At 63.2% G+C, this 19,887-nt stretch carries 19 protein-coding genes; 13 read left to right on the forward strand and 6 right to left on the reverse strand.

Annotation, left to right across the window (positions count from 1 at the left end; translation table 11 throughout):
• Positions 1-171 precede the first annotated feature (171 nt).
• The 13 genes from pyrH to AC6UAL_RS08570 all read left to right on the forward strand — a co-directional run bounded on the left by pyrH (position 172) and on the right by AC6UAL_RS08570 (position 11,889).
• The gene (gene pyrH, locus AC6UAL_RS08510) at positions 172-903 is read left to right on the forward strand and encodes a UMP kinase (protein WP_500682952.1); all 732 of its coding nucleotides are present in this window, start codon (positions 172-174) and stop codon (positions 901-903) included.
• Between the two features lie 66 nt (positions 904-969).
• The gene (gene frr, locus AC6UAL_RS08515; protein WP_500682953.1) at positions 970-1,536 is read left to right on the forward strand and encodes a ribosome recycling factor; all 567 of its coding nucleotides are present in this window, start codon (positions 970-972) and stop codon (positions 1,534-1,536) included.
• Between the two features lie 83 nt (positions 1,537-1,619).
• Positions 1,620-1,940, forward strand: coding sequence for a bactofilin family protein (locus tag AC6UAL_RS08520; protein WP_500682954.1), 321 nt, complete (start codon positions 1,620-1,622; stop codon positions 1,938-1,940).
• Between the two features lie 169 nt (positions 1,941-2,109).
• A complete protein-coding gene (locus tag AC6UAL_RS08525) occupies positions 2,110-3,231 on the forward strand; it encodes an alpha/beta hydrolase family protein (RefSeq protein WP_500682955.1) in 1,122 nt (373 codons plus the stop codon).
• A gap of 29 nt (positions 3,232-3,260) precedes the next feature.
• A complete protein-coding gene (locus AC6UAL_RS08530) occupies positions 3,261-4,565 on the forward strand; it encodes an OmpA family protein (RefSeq protein ID WP_500682956.1) in 1,305 nt (434 codons plus the stop codon).
• Between the two features lie 41 nt (positions 4,566-4,606).
• Entirely contained in the window at positions 4,607-5,464 is an 858-nt protein-coding gene (locus AC6UAL_RS08535) for an HAD family hydrolase (protein WP_500682957.1), read from the forward strand.
• A gap of 83 nt (positions 5,465-5,547) precedes the next feature.
• Positions 5,548-6,423 carry an ATP phosphoribosyltransferase gene (hisG, locus tag AC6UAL_RS08540; protein ID WP_500682958.1) on the forward strand — a complete coding sequence of 292 codons (876 nt, stop codon included), beginning with the start codon at positions 5,548-5,550 and terminating at the stop codon, positions 6,421-6,423.
• 51 nt (positions 6,424-6,474) lie between these two features.
• Positions 6,475-6,579, forward strand: coding sequence for a hypothetical protein (locus tag AC6UAL_RS08545; protein WP_012420149.1), 105 nt, complete (start codon positions 6,475-6,477; stop codon positions 6,577-6,579).
• 244 nt (positions 6,580-6,823) lie between these two features.
• Positions 6,824-7,456 (forward strand): phosphopantothenoylcysteine decarboxylase domain-containing protein, encoded by a 633-nt coding sequence (locus tag AC6UAL_RS08550; protein WP_500682959.1) that lies wholly within the window; start codon positions 6,824-6,826, stop codon positions 7,454-7,456.
• On the forward strand, positions 7,453-8,565 hold the full coding sequence (rsgA, locus tag AC6UAL_RS08555; protein ID WP_500682960.1) for a ribosome small subunit-dependent GTPase A: 1,113 nt from the start codon (positions 7,453-7,455) through the stop codon (positions 8,563-8,565). The genes AC6UAL_RS08550 and rsgA overlap by 4 nt, the downstream gene beginning before the upstream one ends.
• Positions 8,566-8,706: 141 nt before the next feature.
• A complete protein-coding gene (gene tpiA, locus AC6UAL_RS08560) occupies positions 8,707-9,471 on the forward strand; it encodes a triose-phosphate isomerase (RefSeq protein WP_500682961.1) in 765 nt (254 codons plus the stop codon).
• A 225-nt stretch (positions 9,472-9,696) separates the two neighbouring features.
• Positions 9,697-10,407, forward strand: coding sequence for a type I 3-dehydroquinate dehydratase (locus AC6UAL_RS08565; RefSeq protein WP_500682962.1), 711 nt, complete (start codon positions 9,697-9,699; stop codon positions 10,405-10,407).
• A 189-nt stretch (positions 10,408-10,596) separates the two neighbouring features.
• Positions 10,597-11,889, forward strand: coding sequence for an O-acetylhomoserine aminocarboxypropyltransferase/cysteine synthase family protein (locus tag AC6UAL_RS08570; RefSeq protein ID WP_500682969.1), 1,293 nt, complete (start codon positions 10,597-10,599; stop codon positions 11,887-11,889).
• A gap of 117 nt (positions 11,890-12,006) precedes the next feature.
• On the opposite strand, the gene typA is transcribed toward AC6UAL_RS08570, so the two are convergent.
• The 6 genes from typA to AC6UAL_RS08600 form a co-directional block, all read right to left on the reverse strand.
• Positions 12,007-13,851, reverse strand: a complete 1,845-nt coding sequence (gene typA, locus AC6UAL_RS08575; RefSeq protein WP_500682963.1) for a translational GTPase TypA — start codon at positions 13,849-13,851, stop codon at positions 12,007-12,009.
• Positions 13,852-14,201: 350 nt separating this feature from the next.
• Positions 14,202-16,142 carry a phospho-sugar mutase gene (locus AC6UAL_RS08580; RefSeq protein ID WP_500682964.1) on the reverse strand — a complete coding sequence of 647 codons (1,941 nt, stop codon included), beginning with the start codon at positions 16,140-16,142 and terminating at the stop codon, positions 14,202-14,204.
• 312 nt (positions 16,143-16,454) lie between these two features.
• The gene (crcB, locus tag AC6UAL_RS08585; RefSeq protein ID WP_500682965.1) at positions 16,455-16,835 is read right to left on the reverse strand and encodes a fluoride efflux transporter CrcB; all 381 of its coding nucleotides are present in this window, start codon (positions 16,833-16,835) and stop codon (positions 16,455-16,457) included.
• 108 nt (positions 16,836-16,943) lie between these two features.
• Positions 16,944-17,786: an NAD(+)/NADH kinase gene (locus AC6UAL_RS08590; protein ID WP_500682966.1), complete on the reverse strand. Its 843-nt coding sequence runs from the start codon at positions 17,784-17,786 to the stop codon at positions 16,944-16,946.
• A 24-nt stretch (positions 17,787-17,810) separates the two neighbouring features.
• Positions 17,811-18,719 carry an acetylglutamate kinase gene (gene argB, locus AC6UAL_RS08595; RefSeq protein WP_500682967.1) on the reverse strand — a complete coding sequence of 303 codons (909 nt, stop codon included), beginning with the start codon at positions 18,717-18,719 and terminating at the stop codon, positions 17,811-17,813.
• A gap of 6 nt (positions 18,720-18,725) precedes the next feature.
• The gene (locus AC6UAL_RS08600) at positions 18,726-19,718 is read right to left on the reverse strand and encodes a magnesium transporter CorA family protein (RefSeq protein ID WP_500682968.1); all 993 of its coding nucleotides are present in this window, start codon (positions 19,716-19,718) and stop codon (positions 18,726-18,728) included.
• Positions 19,719-19,887: the final 169 nt, after the last annotated feature.

The following is a 19,887-nucleotide window of genomic DNA, read 5'->3' on the forward strand; positions in this document are numbered from 1 at the left end:
AAGCAACCATAAAAATGCCATTGCGGCGTTTCTCTCCCGAGAGCTTCTTCGGTGCGTTTTATTTTGACGCAATGCGTCCGTTCCTTTTTCTGAAGGGCTGCCGCATTTTTGGCTCGCTTTTCGGTGCCGAAAGTGGCAGAATCAACGGGCGAAGACCAAGAATACCACTCCATGAGCGAACCTCAATCCATTTCCTATAAGCGCATTCTCCTTAAACTTAGTGGTGAAGCCCTTCGCGCACCCGGCAGTCGAGACAATATCTCGCCCGAGATTGTCGCACGCATCGCACGCGAGATCGCCGAGGCTCAGAAGATCGGCAATCTTCAGATTGCGGTCGTCGTGGGCGGCGGCAATATCTGGCGCGGAGCCAAGGCGAGCGTGCGCGGCATGGATCGCGCGACGGCGGATTACGTCGGTATGCTCGCGACGGTCATGAATGCGCTGTCGATCTGTTCGGCGGTTCAGGAGGCGGGGGTTCCCTGCCACGTGCAGAGCGCCATCGAGATGAAGAATGTCGCGGAGCCTTACGTGCGCAATACGGCTCGCGAGCTGCTGCGCAAGGGGCAGGTCATTGTTTTCGCGGCCGGTACGGGCAATCCTTTCTTCAGTACGGATACGGCGGCAGCGCTGCGTGCCTGCGAGATCAATGCGGAGGTCGTGCTCAAGGCGACGTCGGTCGACGGTGTCTATACGGCTGACCCGAAGCAGGATCCCGGAGCCACGCGCTTCGATACGATCAGCTACCGCGAGTGCATTGAGCGCAATCTCAAGGTGATGGATCAAACGGCCTTCACGCTCTGCAAGGACAACCACAAGCCCATTATGGTCTTTGATATGCACAAGAGCGGCAATATTACGCGAGCCCTGCTCGGCGAGCGCATCGGCACCATCATCAGCGCCTGAGGCTCGCTCGCACGCTGTTCCCCCTCATCCTTCACGATTTTTACCACCCAACCACACAGCAAAACAATGGACGAAGAAACCCTCCTGCTTGAGACGGAAACTTCCATGGAAGAGGCCGTCGAGCACATGAACTCCGAATTCGGCGGTGTCCGCACCGGCAAGGCCTCCCCCTCTCTGGTGGACGATATGAACATTTACGTGGCCTCTTACGGCACGAGCATGAAGCTCAAGAGCCTCGCGGTGGTGTCCACCCCGGATGCCCGCTCGATTCTCATCCAGCCCTTCGATCCGAGCACGCTCAACGATATCAAGAAGGCTATTGCCGAGAGCAAGCTCAACATCACGCCCATCATTGACGCGCGTTCGGTGCGCCTGCCCATCCCCGAGCTTTCGGGCGAGCGCCGCAAGGAGCTGGTCAAGTACGTCAAGAGCCTCGCCGAGGATACGCGTGTGCGTGTGCGCGGCGTTCGCAAGACCGGTATGGACGCGATCAAGAAGATGAAGGCCGACAATGTGATTACGGAGGACGACGTGCGCCGCCTTGAGGATAAGGTGCAGAAGCTGACGGACAAGTTCACGAAGAAAATTGAGGAGCTTGTCGAGGCCAAGGAGAAGGAAATCATGACCGTCTGATCGGCGGCTTCCCCGCCATCCGCTGCGCCGTTTCTCTCATTCCCCCCCCACACCATTAACGACATCAATCATTCTCTTTCAACATGAGCAACAACACAACCAATGTGCTGGCTTCCGGCATTGAAATCATCGGTTCCATCCGCTTCACGAATGACATGCACATCGACGGCAAGATCGAGGGTCAGATTCTCTCGGAATCCGGCAAGGTCACGATCGGTGAGCAGGCCGACATCAAGGGCGATATCAACGCCGGTGAAGTCAGTGTCTACGGCCACGTCAACGGCAACATTAAGAGCAATCGCTGCCACCTCAAGGATCACGCCGTGATCTCGGGTGATATCACGACGGCGGTTCTGTCAATGGACGAAGGCGCCCGCCTGAGCGGCCGCGCCGAAATCGGTTGACGGCTCTGCCGGCACCGCGCTCTTGACGCGTTTGGGGCGGATCCCGGATGAAGGCTTCCGGGTTCCGCCTCTTTGTTCTCTGCCTGCAGGTCATGCGGGCGGAGTCATTCGATATGTCTCAATTTAGCGTTGCAGCGCCCGCGGCGCATTGCTATAATCGCCCGCGACGATGAGCATCCGCAAAATCAGCCTCTGCCTGCTGCTTCTTTTCTTGCTGGGTCTGGCCGCAGGGGGGGTGTATCTGTGGAGCTACATCACGCGCGAGGCTGAACCTGTTTTGCAGCCTCTGAGTCAGGAGTTTGACAACACGTCGCAGGTTCCCGACAAGGCGAGGGGGCTCAAGCTGACGCCGCTCGAGGTGACGGGGCCCGACGGTGTGCCTCTGTCCGTTTTCATTGCCGAGCGAGACCCGGACGAGGAGACGACTCGGCAGATGACGGTGGGCAGCGAGCTGGCCCAACACCCTGCCCTGTCGCTGCATCATATTGATTACGTGCTGACGGCGGTGGAGTGGGACCACGGCATTCGCTCGTCTCTGCCGCTCGTCGAGTCGCTGACGGCTGCCGGCCTGCGCTGCGTTGTCTGGGAGCCCCGAGGCCTCGACAATGCGCGGCGCTACTGCACGCACGGTCTGCGCGAGAGCCGGGATATTCCCCTCATTCTCGACGAGCTGGAGAGCTTGAATCCGGGTCGCGAGCTGACGGTCATCGGCGTGGGGCGCGGCTTCGGCGCCGGCATGCTGCTGCAGGCGGCCTGCAGCGAGCCTCGGCTGCGGGGCTTGGTGTGCATTGATGCGTACTCGTCGCTGCGCACCTCTATGCAGCGACTGATGCCCGACACGATTGTCTCTCAGGTGACGCTGGCGTTGCTCGATCTGCGGATCCGGCAGTGCACGGGTATTGAAAGTTTCGATGTTTCTCCGGTCGATAGTGCCGCACGCCTGCCGCGCAGCGTGCCCGTCCTCATCGTCAATGTGGAGCAGGATAATCCCACGCGAACGCTCGATGACGCGGTGGGCATCTACAAGCAACTTCCCGGCGACTGCCGCGAGGTGTGGACGCTGCGATGCGCCTCCGACGCCCCCGATGCCGAGAGTCGAGAACTTGTCTACACGCGCGACGACGGTCGCAAGTTGGTTCGCGAGACGCTCGACGTCAAGCTGCTGCCGGGTATTGAGCAAACGATGCCCGCCGTCATTCACTGGATCAATGATTGTATGGTGCCGGCCATCCGCGCTCCGCAAATTCCCACGCCGAGGCGGCCTCACATGGGGGCGGGGATCGGCCGCTGACGCTCTTGCAACTTCTTTTCAACCTCACTATGGCATTCTTCAACAAGCGCCGGCCTCACTCAAGCCGCCCCATGCCCATCCGCCGGCCGGCTGCGCAGAACAGCCGACGCGAGGGCTTTGAGCTCACGAAGCAACGCGATCTGACGCCCGTCGTTCTCGGTGCGCTCACCGGGGCTGTGATCTGCCATGTGATTGCGTATTTTTATCTGCCGGATCTCGTTCAGTTCGGCATCAGGGATCAGACGCCTCAAGGGGAAGTTGAAGAGAAGATCGAGCGACTGATCGTCCGCAAGCCGCCGCCCGAGCCGGAGCGCGAGCCCGAGCCGGAAGAGTTGCAGACGGCCGAGGAAATCGTCGCCGAGGAGCGCAGGGAGATTGAGGAGGAGATTGATCTGCTCGACGTTGAATACCCCGAGCTGACCATGGCTCCGGGCGAGACGAACATACCCGTCGCCGCGCCGGATCCGATTGCCGATGAGCCTCTCCGCATGGATGAGCTGGCTCCGGAGCAGCTCGATATGTCGGCCCTGCTCTCGGCGGAGCAGGCTCCGTCTCTCGATGCCATCGCCGATCTCGAACCCGTCAACAGCAATGATGTCGTGGTGGCGGCCGCGCCCAAGGAGCTCGATTTGCAGGAGCTCGATGCGATGACGGACAGTGATTTGCGCGAGACGGCCCGAGAGAGTCAGGGCAAGTTGCCCGATGATACGCGCAGTCTCGGCGAGCTGATGGGGCTGTCCTCACTGGGGGAAAACAGCGGTGTGGCGCGCATCGGTACCGATGTTCTCTTCGGCTTCAATGAGTGCGAATTGAAGAGTGCGGCGCGTGTTTCGCTGCTTCAGCTGGCGGCTTTGATTTACAAGAATCCCGACACGCGCTTCATCATCGAGGGGCATACGGATAGTATCGGCGGGGATGACTACAATGATCTGCTCTCTTTGCAGCGCGCGGCCGCCGTGCGCGAGTGGCTGCGCGGCAATCACGTGCCCACGAAGCGCGTCTACATCCGCGCCTGCGGCAGTCGCAGTCACCTTGCTCCGGCTTCGGGCGATCGCGCCGAAGAGGCGCTGAATCGCCGCGTGGAGATTCACATGAGGGCGCAGGATGAGGAGCTTCCTCCCGGCTGCGTGCCGGACACTTACCGGGTCGATCTCAAGACCAAGGTTCGAACTCAGCTGCTGAAGGGAACGAGGGCGCCCGCCGCCGGCGCTTCCATCAATCCTTTTGAAAAGGCTCAGAAGACGCAGAAGGCTCAGAAGGCTCAGAAGTCTTCGAAGTCCAAGCCGAAGCAAAGCACCAAGGGGCGTTCGTCCAAGTCGAAAAACAGAAAATGAGGGAGCCGCGAGCTCGTCTCTTCTCTCCGCCGCGCCACTGCATGAACCCTACCGCTGATCCAGCTGCTGCCTCTTGCCGGGAAGGTCAGGCGCCGCCCGGGCAGGCAGCTCCCTTCCAAGGGCCCTGTCGCTGGCTGATTTCTCTGGATTACGACGGGACGCTGCGTGCGGAAAACGGCAGCCCGGTGCCGGCTGAGTTTCTGCAGCTCATGAGCCGATGGCGCCCGCTGGGTGTGCGTTGGGGCATCAACACGGGGCGAGCTCTGCCGCTGCTGGTGCGGGAGCTGCGGCAGTGCTGCCGCTACATGCCCGACTTCATCTGCACCTGCGAGCGGTATTCATACTGGCAGAAGGGCGACGGCATTCTGCGCCCGGCCACCGAGCTCAATGAGCAGACGACGCGAGCGAATCTGGCTCTGCGGCAGCGCATGGCGCCGCAGCTGCACCGCGAACTGGATCGCCTCATGAAACGCCACCCCGATATCGAGTGGCTCATCGACCCGGCCGACCCGCTGAGCATTCTCACGCCGGATTCGGACACGATGGAGAAGCTCGTGCCGCTGCTGCGCCCCATTCAGCGCGAGTTCCCGGGTGTCAGCACGCAGCGGGCGGGGCGCTTCATGCGCTTCAGCGACGCACGCTTCAACAAGGGCACGGCTCTGGCCAACGTCGCCGACGCTTGGCAGGTTGCGCCGCAGCGGCTCGTCATCATCGGCGACGGGCACAATGATCTGGATGCCTTCTCTCGCTTTCCCGAGGCTTTCTGCGCGGCGCCGAGCGGCGCACACCCCGAGATCGTCGCCTACCTGCGCGAGCACGGCGGCTACCTCTCTCGGGGGCCGGGCGTCATGGAGGCGCTGGGACACTGGGCTCGGCTGAGGCTGAATCAGGCGCTCTGAGGGTCTCGAGGCGCAAAAAATTCGGCTCTCGGGTGCTTTCGGCTTGACTTTTACGCCAAAAGGTAGTTACATAGCACCCCGCTATGTCAAACAAGCTCAAACTTGCACTGCCGAAGGGCAGCCTTCAGGATGCGACGGTTGATCTCTTCCGCAAGGCCGGCTTCAATATTGTGGTTTCCAGCCGCAGTTACAAGCCCACCTCGGATGATGATTCTCTTGAACTCTACCTCATCAGGGCCCAGGAAATCGGTCGCTACGTGCATCAGGGCTTCATCGACGCCGGCATCACCGGGCGCGACTGGATCTACGAGAACCGAGCCGATGTCGAGGTGCTCACCGACCTTCAGTACTCGAAGGCTACGAGCAAGCCCACGCGCTGGGTGCTCATCGTGCCGGAGAACAGCCCCATTCAGTCGGTTGCCGACATGGAGGGCAAGCGCATCGCCACCGAAGGCGTCGGCATCACCGAGCGCTGGCTGGCCGAAAAGGGCGTGAAGGCTCAGGTGGAGTTTTCTTGGGGCGCTACGGAGGTGAAGGTGCCCGACCTCGTCGATGCCATTGTCGACATCACCGAGACCGGCTCGTCGATTCGCGCCAACAAGCTCCGCATCGTTGACACGCTCCTGACTTCCTACCCGCAGTTCATCGCCAACAAGGATGCGATGAAGGACGACTGGAAGCGCGAGAAGCTCGAGCACATCGTGATGATGCTTCGCGGCGCTCTCGAGGCTCGCGGCAAGGTCGGCCTCAAGATGAATCTGCCCGAGGCCAATCTCGCTGCCCTCGTCGAGTCCCTGCCTTCGCTGCGCCGCCCGACGGTGTCGCCGCTCACTGAAAACGGCTGGGTCGCCGTCGAGACCGTTATTGACGAGTCCGTTGCCCGCGAAATCATCCCGCAGCTCAAGTCCATGGGCGCGGAGGGCATCATTGAGTATCCGCTCAACAAGCTCGTTTACTGATTGCTAACCCCTCTCCCTGTCGAGAACAAACAAACGAAATCATAAACCATTATGGGATCGCTTAAAAAGAGACGTAAGGCCAAGATCAACAAGCACAAGCGCAGCAAGCGCATGCGCCAAAACCGCCACAAGAAGCGTTTGCGTTACAAGTCCTAAGCTGCGCGCTTAGGCCGCGTCCCGCAAGCGACGATGTTTCTTCACGGCACTGCCCTCGGTATGAGCGGCAGTGCCGTCTTGATTTTCGCACGGGCAGCGGATGCGGGCGGAGACGCCGCTCCGGCGCGGCGTCTCGCGGAGCCTCGCGAAACGGGCCTCCTGCCGAGGGCCTGCCCCGGCGCCGCGCGGGCGGCATCCGTCAAAATACTTGCCTGAAGGCCCGTGCTGTGTTACAGTGAGGCGCATGAAGTTTCTCATCACGGCAGGCCCCACGCGCGAGGCTCTCGACCCGGCCCGCTACCTCACCAACCGCTCGTCGGGGCGCATGGGTTACGCGCTGGCCGGTGCCGCGCGGCACGAAGGGCATGAGGTTTTGCTCATCTCGGGACCGACGACGCTCGATGTGCCGCCCGGGGTGGACTTCGTTCCGGTTGAAAGTGCCGAGCAAATGTATGAGGCCGTGCGCGACCTCTGCGGCAAGGTCGATGTCGCGATTCTCTGCGCCGCCGTGGCCGACTATCGCCCCGTTGCCTACAGCGAGCAGAAAATCAAAAAGGGAGCCGACCGCATCACGATCGAGCTGGAAAAGACGCCCGATATTCTCGGCAGCATGCGCGATGTCTTCGGCTTCAAGGGCATCCTCGTGGGCTTTGCCGCCGAGACGCAAAATCTGATTGCCTACGGGCGCGACAAGTTGCAGCGCAAGCGCTGCGACCTCATCGTTGCCAACGATGTCTCGCGGCGCGACATCGGCTTTGACAGCAAGGAGAACGAGGTCACCCTCATCCTCCCCGACCGCGAAATTGAGCTGGCGAAGGACAGCAAGGAACACATCGCGCTGCACATCGTTGAACTCGCCGCCCAACTGCACTCATGACCGTCACCCTTGAAATGCTCGGCTGGAACGAAGCTCTCGCCGCAGCCTTCCGCGCACTCGAGCACCCGGAATGGTACCCCGCTCGCATTATTCGCGAAACCAAAATCAACTTCACGGTCATTGCCAAAGGCAAGGGTGACCACGACGTTGTGCTCAGCGGCAAGCTCTGGCACGATGCCGCGACGGATGCCGATTTGCCGACGGTGGGCGACTGGGTGGCCGTCGATCCGGGCAAAGGCGATGATTTGCCGGTGATCCGCGCTCTGCTGCCGCGCCGCAACCGCTTTTCGCGCAAGGTGCCCGGGCGCAGCTGCGCCGAGCAGGTCATCGGAGCGAACGTCGACGTCGTCATCGTCGTCACCGATCCGGGCAGCGATTACAACCTGCGCCGCATCGAGCGCTACCTCACGCTGATACGCAAGTGCGGGGCGCGCCCTCTCGTTCTCATCAACAAGGCCGATACCGCCGACCCCGAGCTGCTGGAGCGCTGCTGCCGAGAGGTGGCCGAGCTCGGCACCGAGGTGTACCCCGTTGTCGCGCTCTACCGCAAGGGCTACCCGAAGCTTTTGCGGCGCGTCCCGAAAGGCACGACCATCACCGTTGTGGGCTCATCGGGCGTGGGCAAGAGCACCTTGGTCAACTCGCTTCTCGGCGGCGAGTGGCTGGAGACGGGGGAAGTCAACGAGGTGACGGGCAAAGGGCGCCACACGACGGTCGCTCGCGAGCTTGTCGTGCTGCCGGGCGGCGGCGTTCTCATCGACAACCCCGGCATGCGCGAAATTCGGATGTGGACGGATGCCGAGACGCTGCGCGCCGAGTTTGCCGACATGAGCGACTTGGCCTCCCACTGCCGCTTCGCCGACTGCTCCCACCGCAAAGACGCCGGCTGCGCCATCCGCGCCGCGCTCGAAAGCGGTCTCATCTCTCCCGAGCGCTACGAGCATTTCCTCAACCTCGATGCCGAGATCGCCGAACTCGAAAAAAGGGCGGAGAAGCGCCGCATGACGCTCGAGCGGGTGACGCGCCGCGAGAAGCGCGATATCCTCCGCAACAAGCACGACCGCGACGAGCACCGCAGCAATCAAAACCCGCACCGCCAGCGCTACTGATCGCCGCCGCAGGGCTTCTGATCGCCGCAGCAGAAACGACGCACGGCCGCCTGCGGCTGCGGATCCGAGCAACAAGATTTGGCTTGACTTGCAGCGGCGTCTGAGCTACTCTGGGCGCGTCACAACAGACACATCTTGATTATGTCACGCACACCCATTATCGCTGCTAACTGGAAAATGAACATCGGCCCGGCTGAGGCCAAGGCTTTCATGGCCGCTCTCAAGGATGAGCTCACCTGCGAGTGCAAGGCCGTCGACAAGGTCATCGTTCCCCCCTTCGTGACGATTCCCGCCGTGATGGAGGCGCTCAACGGCTGCACCTGCATCGGCGTCGGCGCTCAGGACGTCAGCGACCGCGACAACGGCGCCTTCACGGGCGAGATTTCGACGACCATGCTCAATGAGCTGGGCTGCAAGTACGTTGTGCTCGGCCACAGCGAGCGCCGCCAGTACCACGGCGAGACGAACGCCTACATCAACCGCAAAATCAAGAAGGCTCTCGCCGCCGGTCTCACCCCCATCTACTGCATCGGCGAGACGCTTGAGCAGCGCGAGGGTGGCCAGCTGGAGACGGTTCTCAGCACGCAGGTGGTCGAGGGTCTCGAGGGTCTGACTCCCGAGCAGGTGGCCGGCATCGTGATTGCCTACGAGCCCGTTTGGGCCATCGGCACGGGCAAGACGGCTTCCGCCGCCGACGCTCAGTCCGCCCACGCTTTCATCCGCGGCGTTGTCGCCAAGACCTTCGGTCAGGACGCTGCTGACAAGGTTCGCCTGCAGTACGGCGGTTCCGTGAAGCCCGGCAATGCCGCCGAGCTCATGAGCCAGCCCGACATCGACGGCGCTCTCGTCGGCGGTGCGGCTCTCAAGGCCGACTCCTTCGCCGCCATCATCAAGGCCTCCCTCTGAGAGCCCTGAGGCAGAAGAAGCCCCCGTTTTCGACCCGGCACCCTGTTGCGGTTGCCGGGTCTTTTCGTCGGCGCTCGGCTCGGCATCCGGCAGCTCCTGCCTCTCCGTCGGTTGCTTCCTCGCGCCACCGCCTGCGCCCCGGCCGCCCTCGGCGCCCTCGTCTTCAGCTCCGGGCGCACGCCGAAGCTTGCCAAAGCGTCGCGAGCGTGCTACACTCGGGGAGCCATGAAATTTCACCGTCCGGATCAGCGTTCGTACCCGCCCCTCGTCGTCGGCTCCGTGTCCGATTGGGACACGTGGCGCAGCCTCTGCGACCCGGGAGCTCAGCCGGATTGCGACGTCATCGAGCTGCGCGTCGATGCCCTCCCGGAGTCTCTCAGCGCCGATGATATACTGGCGCAGCGCCCCGCGCTTCCCGTGCTGCTGACTCTCAGACACGAGGCGGAGGGAGGTCGGCGGCGCAACTGGGCTGAGGCGGATCGCATCCGGCTCGCCCTCGATCTGCTGCCCCTCGCTACCCTGCTCGACTGGGAAATTGCCCGCCTCAAAGGCGCCGAAGAACTCGTGAGCGAAGCCAAAGCGCGCGGCATCACGCTCATCGGCTCCGGGCACGACTTCCGCTTCACCCCCGCCGTCTCTACCCTCCTCGCGCTCGAGGACCGGGGACGAAAAGCCGGTATTGACGTGGCCAAGTTCGCCTTCCGCATCAACTGCGCCGAAGATTTGCCCGTCGGCTGCGAACTGCTCGAAGCCGCACGCGGCCCCATGGCGCTCATGGGCATGGGCGAGCTCGGCCCCACCAGCCGCCTGCTCTATGCCCAAATGGGCTCCTGCCTCATCTACGGCTACCTCGGCAACACACCGGCCGCGCCCGGCCAGTGGCCTGCCGCCGAGTTCCGCCGTGCCCTCGGCATGCTCAGCGCCTTTGACGACTGAGCCCGGCTCCTTCCCTGCCCCCCTTGCCCCCTGCCCTGCAAGCGACGGCGCGCGCGGCGCGGCACGCACTCGGCGGAGATGATTTTGTGTCAGCGCAGCGTCTTTGCCGTTGACGACGGCGAAAAATCTGCTACAATCCCGCTTTTACCTACTGATGCGGTATGAATTAAATTAAAAAATCCCACAGGCCTGATGAACAAGAAGTATCGATTCGAGACGCTCCAACTTCACGTTGGGCAGGAGACGGCAGACCCGACGACCGACGCGCGTGCCGTACCGATTTACGCCACGACATCCTACGTGTTTGCCGACAGTGCAACGGCCGCCAAGCGCTTTGCGCTGGAAGAGCCGGGCAACATCTACACCCGCCTCATGAACCCCACGACGGATGTGTTGGAACGCCGTCTGGCCGCCCTTGAAAGCGGAGCGGCAGCGCTTGCCGTTGCGACGGGCTCGGCCGCCATCGACTACACGGTGCGTGCGCTGGCGAAGGCCGGCGATCACATCGTCTCATCGGCAACGGTCTACGGCGGCACCTACAATCTCTTTGCCCACACGCTGCGAGAATGCGGCATTGAAACCTCCTTTGTCCCTGCGGCGGATACGGCGGCGGTCGAAGCGGCCATACGCCCGAACACCAGGCTTCTCTACGTCGAAACTCTGGGCAACCCGAACAGCGATGTGGCCGACATCGACACGCTGGCCGCTCTGGCTCACCGCCACGGTCTGCCGCTGGTGGTCGACAACACCTTCGCGACGCCTTACCTCATCCGCCCCATCGAGCACGGCGCCGACATTGTCGTGCACAGCGCCACCAAGTTCATCGGCGGGCACGGCACCGTGATGGGCGGCGTGATCGTCGACTCCGGCCGCTTCGACTGGGCGGCGCAGGCCGACAAATACCCGAGCCTCGCGCGGCCGAACGCAAGCTACCACGGGCTGGTGTTCACGGAGGCCTGCGGGGCTCTGGCTTTCATCGTCAATGTGCGGGCGACGCTGCTGCGCGATCAGGGCGCAAGCATCAGCCCCTTCAACTCCTTCCTGCTGCTTCAGGGGCTTGAGACGCTCTCTCTGCGCGTCGAGCGGCATGTGCAGAACGCGCTGCGCCTCGTTGACTTTCTCCGCTCTCATCCGCAGGTGGAGCGCGTCAATCACCCGAGTATCGCCGAGCGGCCGGACCACGAGCTCTATACGCGCTACTTCCCGCAGGGAGCGGGCTCGATCTTCACCTTTGATATCAAGGGCGGCGCGGAGCAGGCTCGCCGCTTCTGCGAGAGTCTCCGCCTCTTCTCGCTGCTGGCGAATGTCGCCGACGTCAAGAGTCTCGTCATTCACCCGGCCTCGACGACGCATTCGCAGATGAATGAGCAGGAGCTGGCGGCCTGCGGCATTGCGCCGGGCACGGTGCGCCTCTCGATCGGCACCGAAAACGTCCTCGACCTGATCGACGATCTCGACGAAGCGTTCGCGAAAATCAGCTGAAGCTCCGCCGCAGAGGCTCCGCTCCGCAGCCCCGGCGCACCCCCCCTGTCACGACAAAGCCCCCGACGCCTTTCGGCGCCGGGGGCTTCGTGCAAAATCTCGTTGAGCAGCCGCCGCTCAGGCATTGGCATTGGCCTGAGCCTCGGCGTAGCCCGCGCGGCGGCGGGCCGTGATGTCGAGGATGCGCTTGCGCATGCGGATGAAATGCGGCGTCGCCTCGACGAGCTCGTCGGGCTCAATGTACTCAATCGCACGCTCCAGCGAGAAGACGCGCGGCGGCGTCAGTTGAATCGAGTCGTTCTTGGTGGCGGAGCGGTGGTTGGTGAGGTGTTTTTCGCGCGTGGGGTTGACGTCGATGTCGATGGGCTTGGGGTTCTCGCCCACAATCATACCGATGTAAACCTCATCGCCGGGCGCGATGAAGAGCGTGCCGCGCTCCTCCATAGCCTGAAGCGCGTAGGGGCGGGCAATGCCGTTCTCCATCGAGACCAGCGTGCTGCTCTGGCGCGTCACAATCTCCCCGGCGTAAGGCGCGTACTCCTTGAAGAGGTGAGAGAAGATACCGTTGCCGCTCGTCAGGTTGACCAGCTCGAACTCGAAACCAATCAGGCCTCGCGTCGGGATGGTGGCCTGAATGTACGTGCGCCCCGTCCCCTTGCTTTCCATGTGCTCGAGGACGCCGCGGCGGTTGCCGAGAATGCGAACCGTGCCGTTGGCGCACTCGTCGGGCACCTCGATGAACACCGTCTCGAAAGGCTCACAGCGCACGCCGTCAATCTCTTGCGTAATCACCTTCGGGCGGGAGACCAACACCTCGTAATTTTCGCGGCGCATCTGCTCGACGAGAATGGCAATCTGCATCGTCCCGCGAGCCGAGACGCGGAAGACACCGGCCAGATCCGTATCTTCGACCTTGATGGAGATATTGGTGCGCATCTCGCGCATCAGACGCTCTCGAATGACGCGGCTCGTGACGTTTTTGCCGTCGCGACCGCCGAGCGGGCCATCGTTGATGCTGAACTCCATCTGCACCGTGGGCGGCTCGATTTCCACGAAGGGGAGCGGCTCATCGTCGGGGTCGGCCGTGAGGGTCTCGCCGATATCGACGTCTTCAAAGCCGGACAGACCGATGATGTTGCCGGCCTCGCCGACGGCGGAGTCCGTCGTCTGAAGCCCGCTGTACTCGAAGAGCTTCGTCACCTTGCCCTGCACGCAGGAGCCGTCGGGGCGATGCAGGTAGAGGACATCACCCTTGGTGACGCGCCCGCTGGTGATGCGGCCAATGGCCACGCGGCCGACGTAGTCATCCCAGTCGATGTTCGAGATGAGCATCTTGAAGGGTTTGTCGGGATCGGCATCCTTGGGGGCGGGGATGTGGCGAATAATCTGGTGCAGCAGCGGGGTGCAGTCGACGGGAGGCTCATTCTCCGGGCTGTTCATGAAGTAGCCGTCGCGCGCCGAGCCGTAGACAAAGGGGGCTTCAAATTGCTCGTCGGTCGCATCCAGATCCATCAGCAGCTCGAGAACTTGGTCGCGCACCTTGAGGGGGTCGGCATGCGGGCGGTCAATTTTGTTGATGACGACGATGGGCAGCAGGCCCTCCTGCAGCGCTTTTCGCAGGACGAAGCGCGTCTGCGCCTGCGGCCCTTCGTAGGCGTCCACGACGAGGATGACGCCGTCCACCATCTTCATGACGCGCTCCACCTCGGCGCCGAAGTCGGCGTGCCCGGGGGTGTCGACAATGTTGATCGTGTAGCCATTCCAGTGAATGGAGGTGTTTTTCGCTTTGATGGTGATGCCCTTTTCGCGCTCGAGATCCATGGAGTCCATGGCGCGATCCTGCACTTCCTGATTCTCGCGATAGGTACCGCCGGCTTTGAGCAGTTGGTCCACCAAGGTGGTTTTTCCGTGGTCAACGTGTGCGATGATAGCCAAATTGCGATACTTGCTCGGGTCAGACATAACAGGTTTAAGGTATGCAGCGAAGTGCGCGGGGAGTGTAACACAGACGCGCCGCGCTGGCAAGAGCAAAGCCGTGAATTTGCGCGGCGCGTCGCGGCGTGCTTCCGCGGTGTGCACCCGCGTCTCGTCGCGCAGCTTCGCTGAGGGGCGGGTGGCGCCGACGTGGCGGGCGGTCGCCGCAGCAGAGGGGGCGGACGCAGGGGCGTGAGGGGCGCCGCCGTGGCAGAGGGAGGCGGCGAGGAACACGGACTCAGGCGACTCCATCCACCCCCCAAAAAAAGCGCCGCAGCGCACGAAGCGCTGCGGCGCAAAGCGAGGGAGCGTCACGCCCGTCTCGACGCACTGCCGATTCAGCAGCTGCGGACGGCGACGTCGGCCTCGATGGCCTTCCAGAGAGCGTCGATGCCGGCCTCGACGAGGGGGCGAGCCTCGGCCGGGTCGACGCCGGGCTCGCCGTGAGCGAAGAGGTAATACTTGATCTTCGGCTCGGTGCCGGAGGGACGCACGGCAAAGCTGCGGCCGTCGGCGAGGTCGAAGAAGAGCATCTTCTCGGCGGGAATGGGGTCGCCTTCCGCATCAACCAAGGTGCCGGCGGAGAAGTCGCGCACGTTCACGACTTTGCTGCCGTCCATTTCGGCGGGCGGGTTGGCGATGTAGCTCTGGGTGAGCGCGGCGATCTTGGCGGCGCCGTCGGCACCTTCCATGACGAGGCTCTTGCCGAGCTCCTTGTAGTAGCCGAACTGCTTGTAGATGTTGTTGAGGCACTCCAGCAGGCCGATGCCGCGGGTGGCGAGGTAGGCGTTCATCTCGGCGAGGCAGAGGGCGGCGGCGTTGGCGTCCTTGTCGCGCACGAAGTCTTGGGCGAGGTAGCCGTAGCTTTCTTCGCCGCCGAAGACGAAGTATTTGCTGTACTGCAGGCGCAGGGCGCGCGTCTCGGCCTCGCTGAGGCTGCGGTAGTCGCGGCGCAGTTCCTCGGGGATGGCTTTCTCATACTTGCCGAGTTTGGCGGCGATGTACTTGAAGCCGGTGAGGACGTTGACGGGGGCGATGCCGTAGGAGGAGGCAATGGCGTCCTGAAGGGGGCTGGTCACGAAGGTTTTGACGAGCACGGTGTGCGCGATGTTGCTCTCGTTGATGAGGCCGAGCTCAATCATGCTCATGCAGCGGTACCACGCGAGCAGGCAGCCGGTCTGGTTGCCGGTGAGCAGTTGCATCTTGCCGGTCGCGGTGTCGCGCACGGCGATGCCCATGCGGTCGCAGTCGGGGTCGGTGGCGATGACGAGGTCGGCCTGCTCGGCGTCGGCCTGAGCAATGGCCATGTCGAGCGCGGGGGCATTCTCGGGGTTCGGGCTGGCGACGGTCGGGAAGCGGCCGTCCTGCACGTCCTGGGCGGCCACGGTGCTGACTTGGCAGCCGATGCTCTTGAGCATCGGGACGATGCAGCGCTTGCCGGTGCCGTGGAGGTTGGTGTAGACGACCTTGGCGGAGGCTTTGCCGAAGACGTCCGGGCGCAGGACGATGCCCTTGAGGCGCTCGATGTAGACGGAGTCAAAGGAGGAGTCGAGGACGCGCAGGCTGCCCTGCTGCTCGGCGGGGAGGGCTTCGTAGCTGTCGCCGGTGAGTTTGTTCACTTCGGCGATGACGGCTTTGTCATGCGGGGCGATGAGCTGGGCGCCGTCGTTGAAGTAGGCCTTGAAGCCGTTGTCGTGGGCCGGGTTGTGCGAGGCGGTGATCATCACGCCGGTATCGGCTCGCAGCTCGCGGATGGCAAAGGAGACTTCAGGCACGGAGCAGGGCCCGTCGAAGAGGGCGCAGTCGCAGCCGAGGTCGAGGGCGATGCGGGAGCAGTATTCGGCGAAGTCGCGCGAGAAGTGGCGCGTGTCGTGACCGATAACGAGGAGGGGCTTGCGCCCGCTGCCTTCGGCTTCGACGAATCGGCGCACGTAGGTGATGAGGCCGCGCATGGCGCGCCCGACGTTGAAGAAGTTCATGCAGGCGGTGCCGACGCAGGGGAATTCGGGGCGGCCGTTGACGCCGCCTTTGCCTTGTTCTGCCGGCACGATGACGGTGCCGATGGTGCGACCGCGCAGGCCGCCGGTACCGAAGGCCAGGGTCTTGTAGAAGCGGTTGTTGAGCTCCGTCCATTCACTCTTCTCGACAAGCTCGCCGATGGCGGCGGGCACGACGGGATCTTTGGTGCCGCTCATCAGCAGTCGGATGTTTTCGAGGGAAGCGGGAAGAAGCTTGCCTTCCGTCACCGCTTGTTCAAGTATGGAGATAAGTTCGTTCATACGTGTGCAGTATACGCCCCCGCGCAGCGTTTGGCAAGCAGAATGTCGCCGCGTGCGGCGCGGCCTGCGTCGGCGGCTTCCTGCGCGTGTGTTGTGTGTTTGCGGCCGCTGCGCCGCCGGAGAAAAGCGGCTCCGGCGGTCGGAAAACGAGCGAAAAGACGCAGCGAAAAGACGCTCCGGGAAAGCGGCGAAAAAACGCGTCGGGAAAGCGGTTCAAAGACGCGGCGTGAAGGAGAGCCGGGGAAGCGCTTCGGGAGGGAGAGCCGGGGAAGGCTCGCTCAGGTGCTCACGGCGGAACAGGCGGGGCGTTTTTCAGATGACGCGGCGCGCGGCCCACCAGCCTGCCGCAAAGAGGATGAGGCCGAGGATGACCGAGAGGGCGACGTAGCTGAGGGCGGAGACCCAAGCGCCGCTGCGCATGAGTCTGAAGCTCTCTTGCGAGAAGGTGGAGAAGGTGGTGAAGCCGCCGCAGAGGCCGACGGTGAGGGCGGCACGCAGGTCGGGGTGCATGAGCTCGCGCAGGCTGAAGAGGCCGTTGAGGACGCCGAGCAGCAGACAGCCGCCGAGGTTGATGAGCAGGGTGTGGCGCGGGAAACCGCTCTCACCCCAATGCTGTTGTACCCAGAGGCCGCAGCCGTAGCGCATGATGCCGCCGCAGAAGCTGCCGAGGCCGACGCAGATGAGGGTTTGCATGATGTCGATTCGGGTAAGGGGGTGCGCAGGAGGACGCCGACTCGGAGGAGGGTGAGGAGCGAGGGCGGCGCGTGGAGGGCTGTGGGCTCGTGTGTGGGGGGGGGGGGCTCACCAGCCGAGTTTGACGCGCAGGCGGGTGGCGTAGTCGCCCGCAGGCAGGCTGAGCAGGTTGAGGGGCTGCCGGGCTTTGCGGATGACGAGGGTATCGTTGAGGGCGATGGGGTGGATGCGGCGACCGTCGAGCGAGTAGAGGAGTGATTCACCGGCTCGCCCCCGCCTTTCGCGCGGACGCATGATGAGTTCAACGCTGTCGGGCAGCACGACGGAGCGGTTGGTGAGGCTGTGCGGACAGATGGGAGTCAGGCAGATCACACCGGCGTTCGGCCAGACGAGCGGGCCGCCGGCGGAGAGGGAGTAGGCGGTCGAGCCGGTGGGGGTGGCGACGAGGATGCCGTCGGCGTGGTAGCGGTTGAGCAGGCGCCCGTCGATTTCAACGTCGACGTCGACCATCTTGCCGGTCTGGGCGCGCATGAGCGCCATTTCGTTGAGGGCGAGATGGGGTTTGACCGAGCTGCTGGCGGTGCCGCGACGGATGACCTCAAGCATGGTGCGCTCTTCGACTTCGTAGGTGCCGTCGGCCAGAGCTTGCACCAGCAGCGCGATTTCTTCGCGGCCGCAGGCGCTCAGGAAGCCGAGGTGGCCGAGGTTGATGCCGCCGAGGATGATGCCGTGCCGCGCCGCTTCGGCCGAGGCGGCCAACATGGTGCCGTCACCGCCGAGGCAGAGGACGAGCGAGGGTGCGCCCGGCATGTCGAGCGCACTCTCGATGTCTTTGATCTCGCAGGCGATGATGCCGACGCGCGCGCACTCGGCCTGAAGCCGCTGCATGGCGTGCACGCAGGAGGCGGATTTGTGCGGGGCGAGTATTCCGATGTTGGCGGGTGTATTCATCTCGGTTGCGGTCGGAATCGCGCCTCAGCGCTGCTCGCGGACGATCTCGGTGCCGATGCCTTCGGAGGTGAAAATTTCCATCAGCAGGGTGTGCGGCAGGCGGCCGTCGATGAAGTGCACCTTGCGAACGCCCGCGTTGAGGGCGTCCACCGCGCTCTTGACTTTCGGGATCATGCCGCCGGAGATGACGCCTTCGTCGATGAGCTGGAAGGCTTCGCGGCGGTTGATGCTCTTGATGATGGTGGTCGGGTCCGCCGGGTCGCGCAGCAGGCCGGGCACGTCGGAGATGTAGATGAGCTTGACGGGCTTGAGCTCGCGCGCCAGAGCGGCGGCGGCGAGGTCGGCGTTCACGTTGAGGGATTGGCTGGTGCCCAGTTCGCGGGCCAGCGGAGAGATGATGGGGGTGAGTTGCAGCGAGAGCGCTTCTTCGATGCGCGGCAGCAGGCAGCCGATGACGCGCCCGACTCGGCCGATGTCCACGGGTTTGCCTTCGGCGTCGCGCTCGCGGATTTTTTCACCGACGAAGACGGAGGTGCCGGGGATGCCGACGGCTTTGCCGCCCCAGTCGCGCATCATTTCGACGAGTCCCGGGTTGATGCTGCCGGAGAGGGTGCTTTCAACAATGTTGATGGCTTCTTCGGTGGTGACGCGCAGGCCGTTGACGAAGGTGGCTTCGAGCCCGGCTTCTTTCATGGCCTTCGAGATTGCCTTGCCGCCGCCGTGCACGACGACGGGGTTGAGCCCCATGGCCTCGAGCACGACGATGTCGCGCATGAGGTGACGCACGAGCTCGGGGTCATCCATCGCGGAGCCGCCGAACTTGATGAGGATGGTTTTGTCGCGATAGGCCTGCATGAAGGGCAGAGCCTCGACGAGGATGTCGGCCTTGAGGATTTCTTTCTCAGGGCAGAAGGGAGAGCGGGGGGTAATCATGTTGCGTCAGATGAAGCGTTTGAGTTTGAAGACGATGAGCGGCACGATGGCAGAGGCGAGCATCAGGCCCAGCGAGAGCCAAACGCCCCAGCCCGTGTGCAGGAAGGGGATGTAGTCGAAGTTCATGCCGAAGACGCTCGCGATGAGCGTGGGCGGCAGGAAGACGACCGACATGATGGTGAAGACTTTGACGATGTCGTTCTGCTCGATGTTGATGAGCCCGAGCACGGCATCGAGCATGAAGTTGATTTTGTTCGAGAGGAAGGACGCGTACTCGGAGAGGGAGTTGACGTCTCGCGAAACGGGGCGCAGCGCCGCATAGAGTCCGGTGTGCGCTTCCGTGCAGGATTCTTCGTTGCCGGCGTAGGTGATAAGGCGCAGCAGGTTGACGAGGGCATCGCGCTGCCGGGTGATGAGGTCGCCGACGCGGCCGAGTTCGACGAGGGCGTCGCGCAGGTCTTCGGTGTCCGGATCCTCGCTCTTTTCTTTGCGGCGCACGCGGTGCGTGCCGAAGATTTTTTTGGAGAGCACGTCGAGATCCGCTCCGAAGCGCTCGAGGACGTCGGCCTGACGGTCGACCAGGGTTTCCAGCAGCCCGATGAAGACGAGGTCTCGGTTGGTGCCCGGCATGCGCAGCAGCTGGTGCGAGAAGACGCGGAAGGAGTACGAGTCGGTGTGCCTGATGGTGATGAGGACGCGCTGCTTGAGGATGAAGGAGATTTCCGCGATCATCGGCTCGTCGGTTTCGACGCGGCTCAACACGGTGGTCGTCATGAAGCGCCCGCCGTCTTCGCAGTAGAGGCGCGAGGTGGCCTCAATTTCGCGCATCTCATCCTTGGTGGGCATTTCGATGCTGCAGAGTTCTTCGGCGTAGTGCAGCTCGGCGGCGCTGGGCGTGAGCAGGTCAATCCAGAAAATGTCTCCCTTGCGATAGTCCTGCTCCTCCAGACCTACCGTGCGCGAGATTCCATTCTCCGTCTGGGTGTATATGCGAATCATGGCTCGTGTCGGGCGCGGGGGATTGACACACCCTGCGGGTCAAGGATGCGCTTTTTGAGCCCAAAAATCAAGCTTATAATGACGGGGAGCGCACGTATTGCGTCAAAAAGAAAACGCACCGAAAGGTATGGATGCGTCAAAAATGAACGCACCCAAGGTAGCACAGAAC

Source organism: Candidatus Parakkermansia intestinigallinarum (genome assembly GCF_944389695.1).
GTDB lineage: Bacteria > Verrucomicrobiota > Verrucomicrobiia > Verrucomicrobiales > Akkermansiaceae > Akkermansia > Akkermansia intestinigallinarum.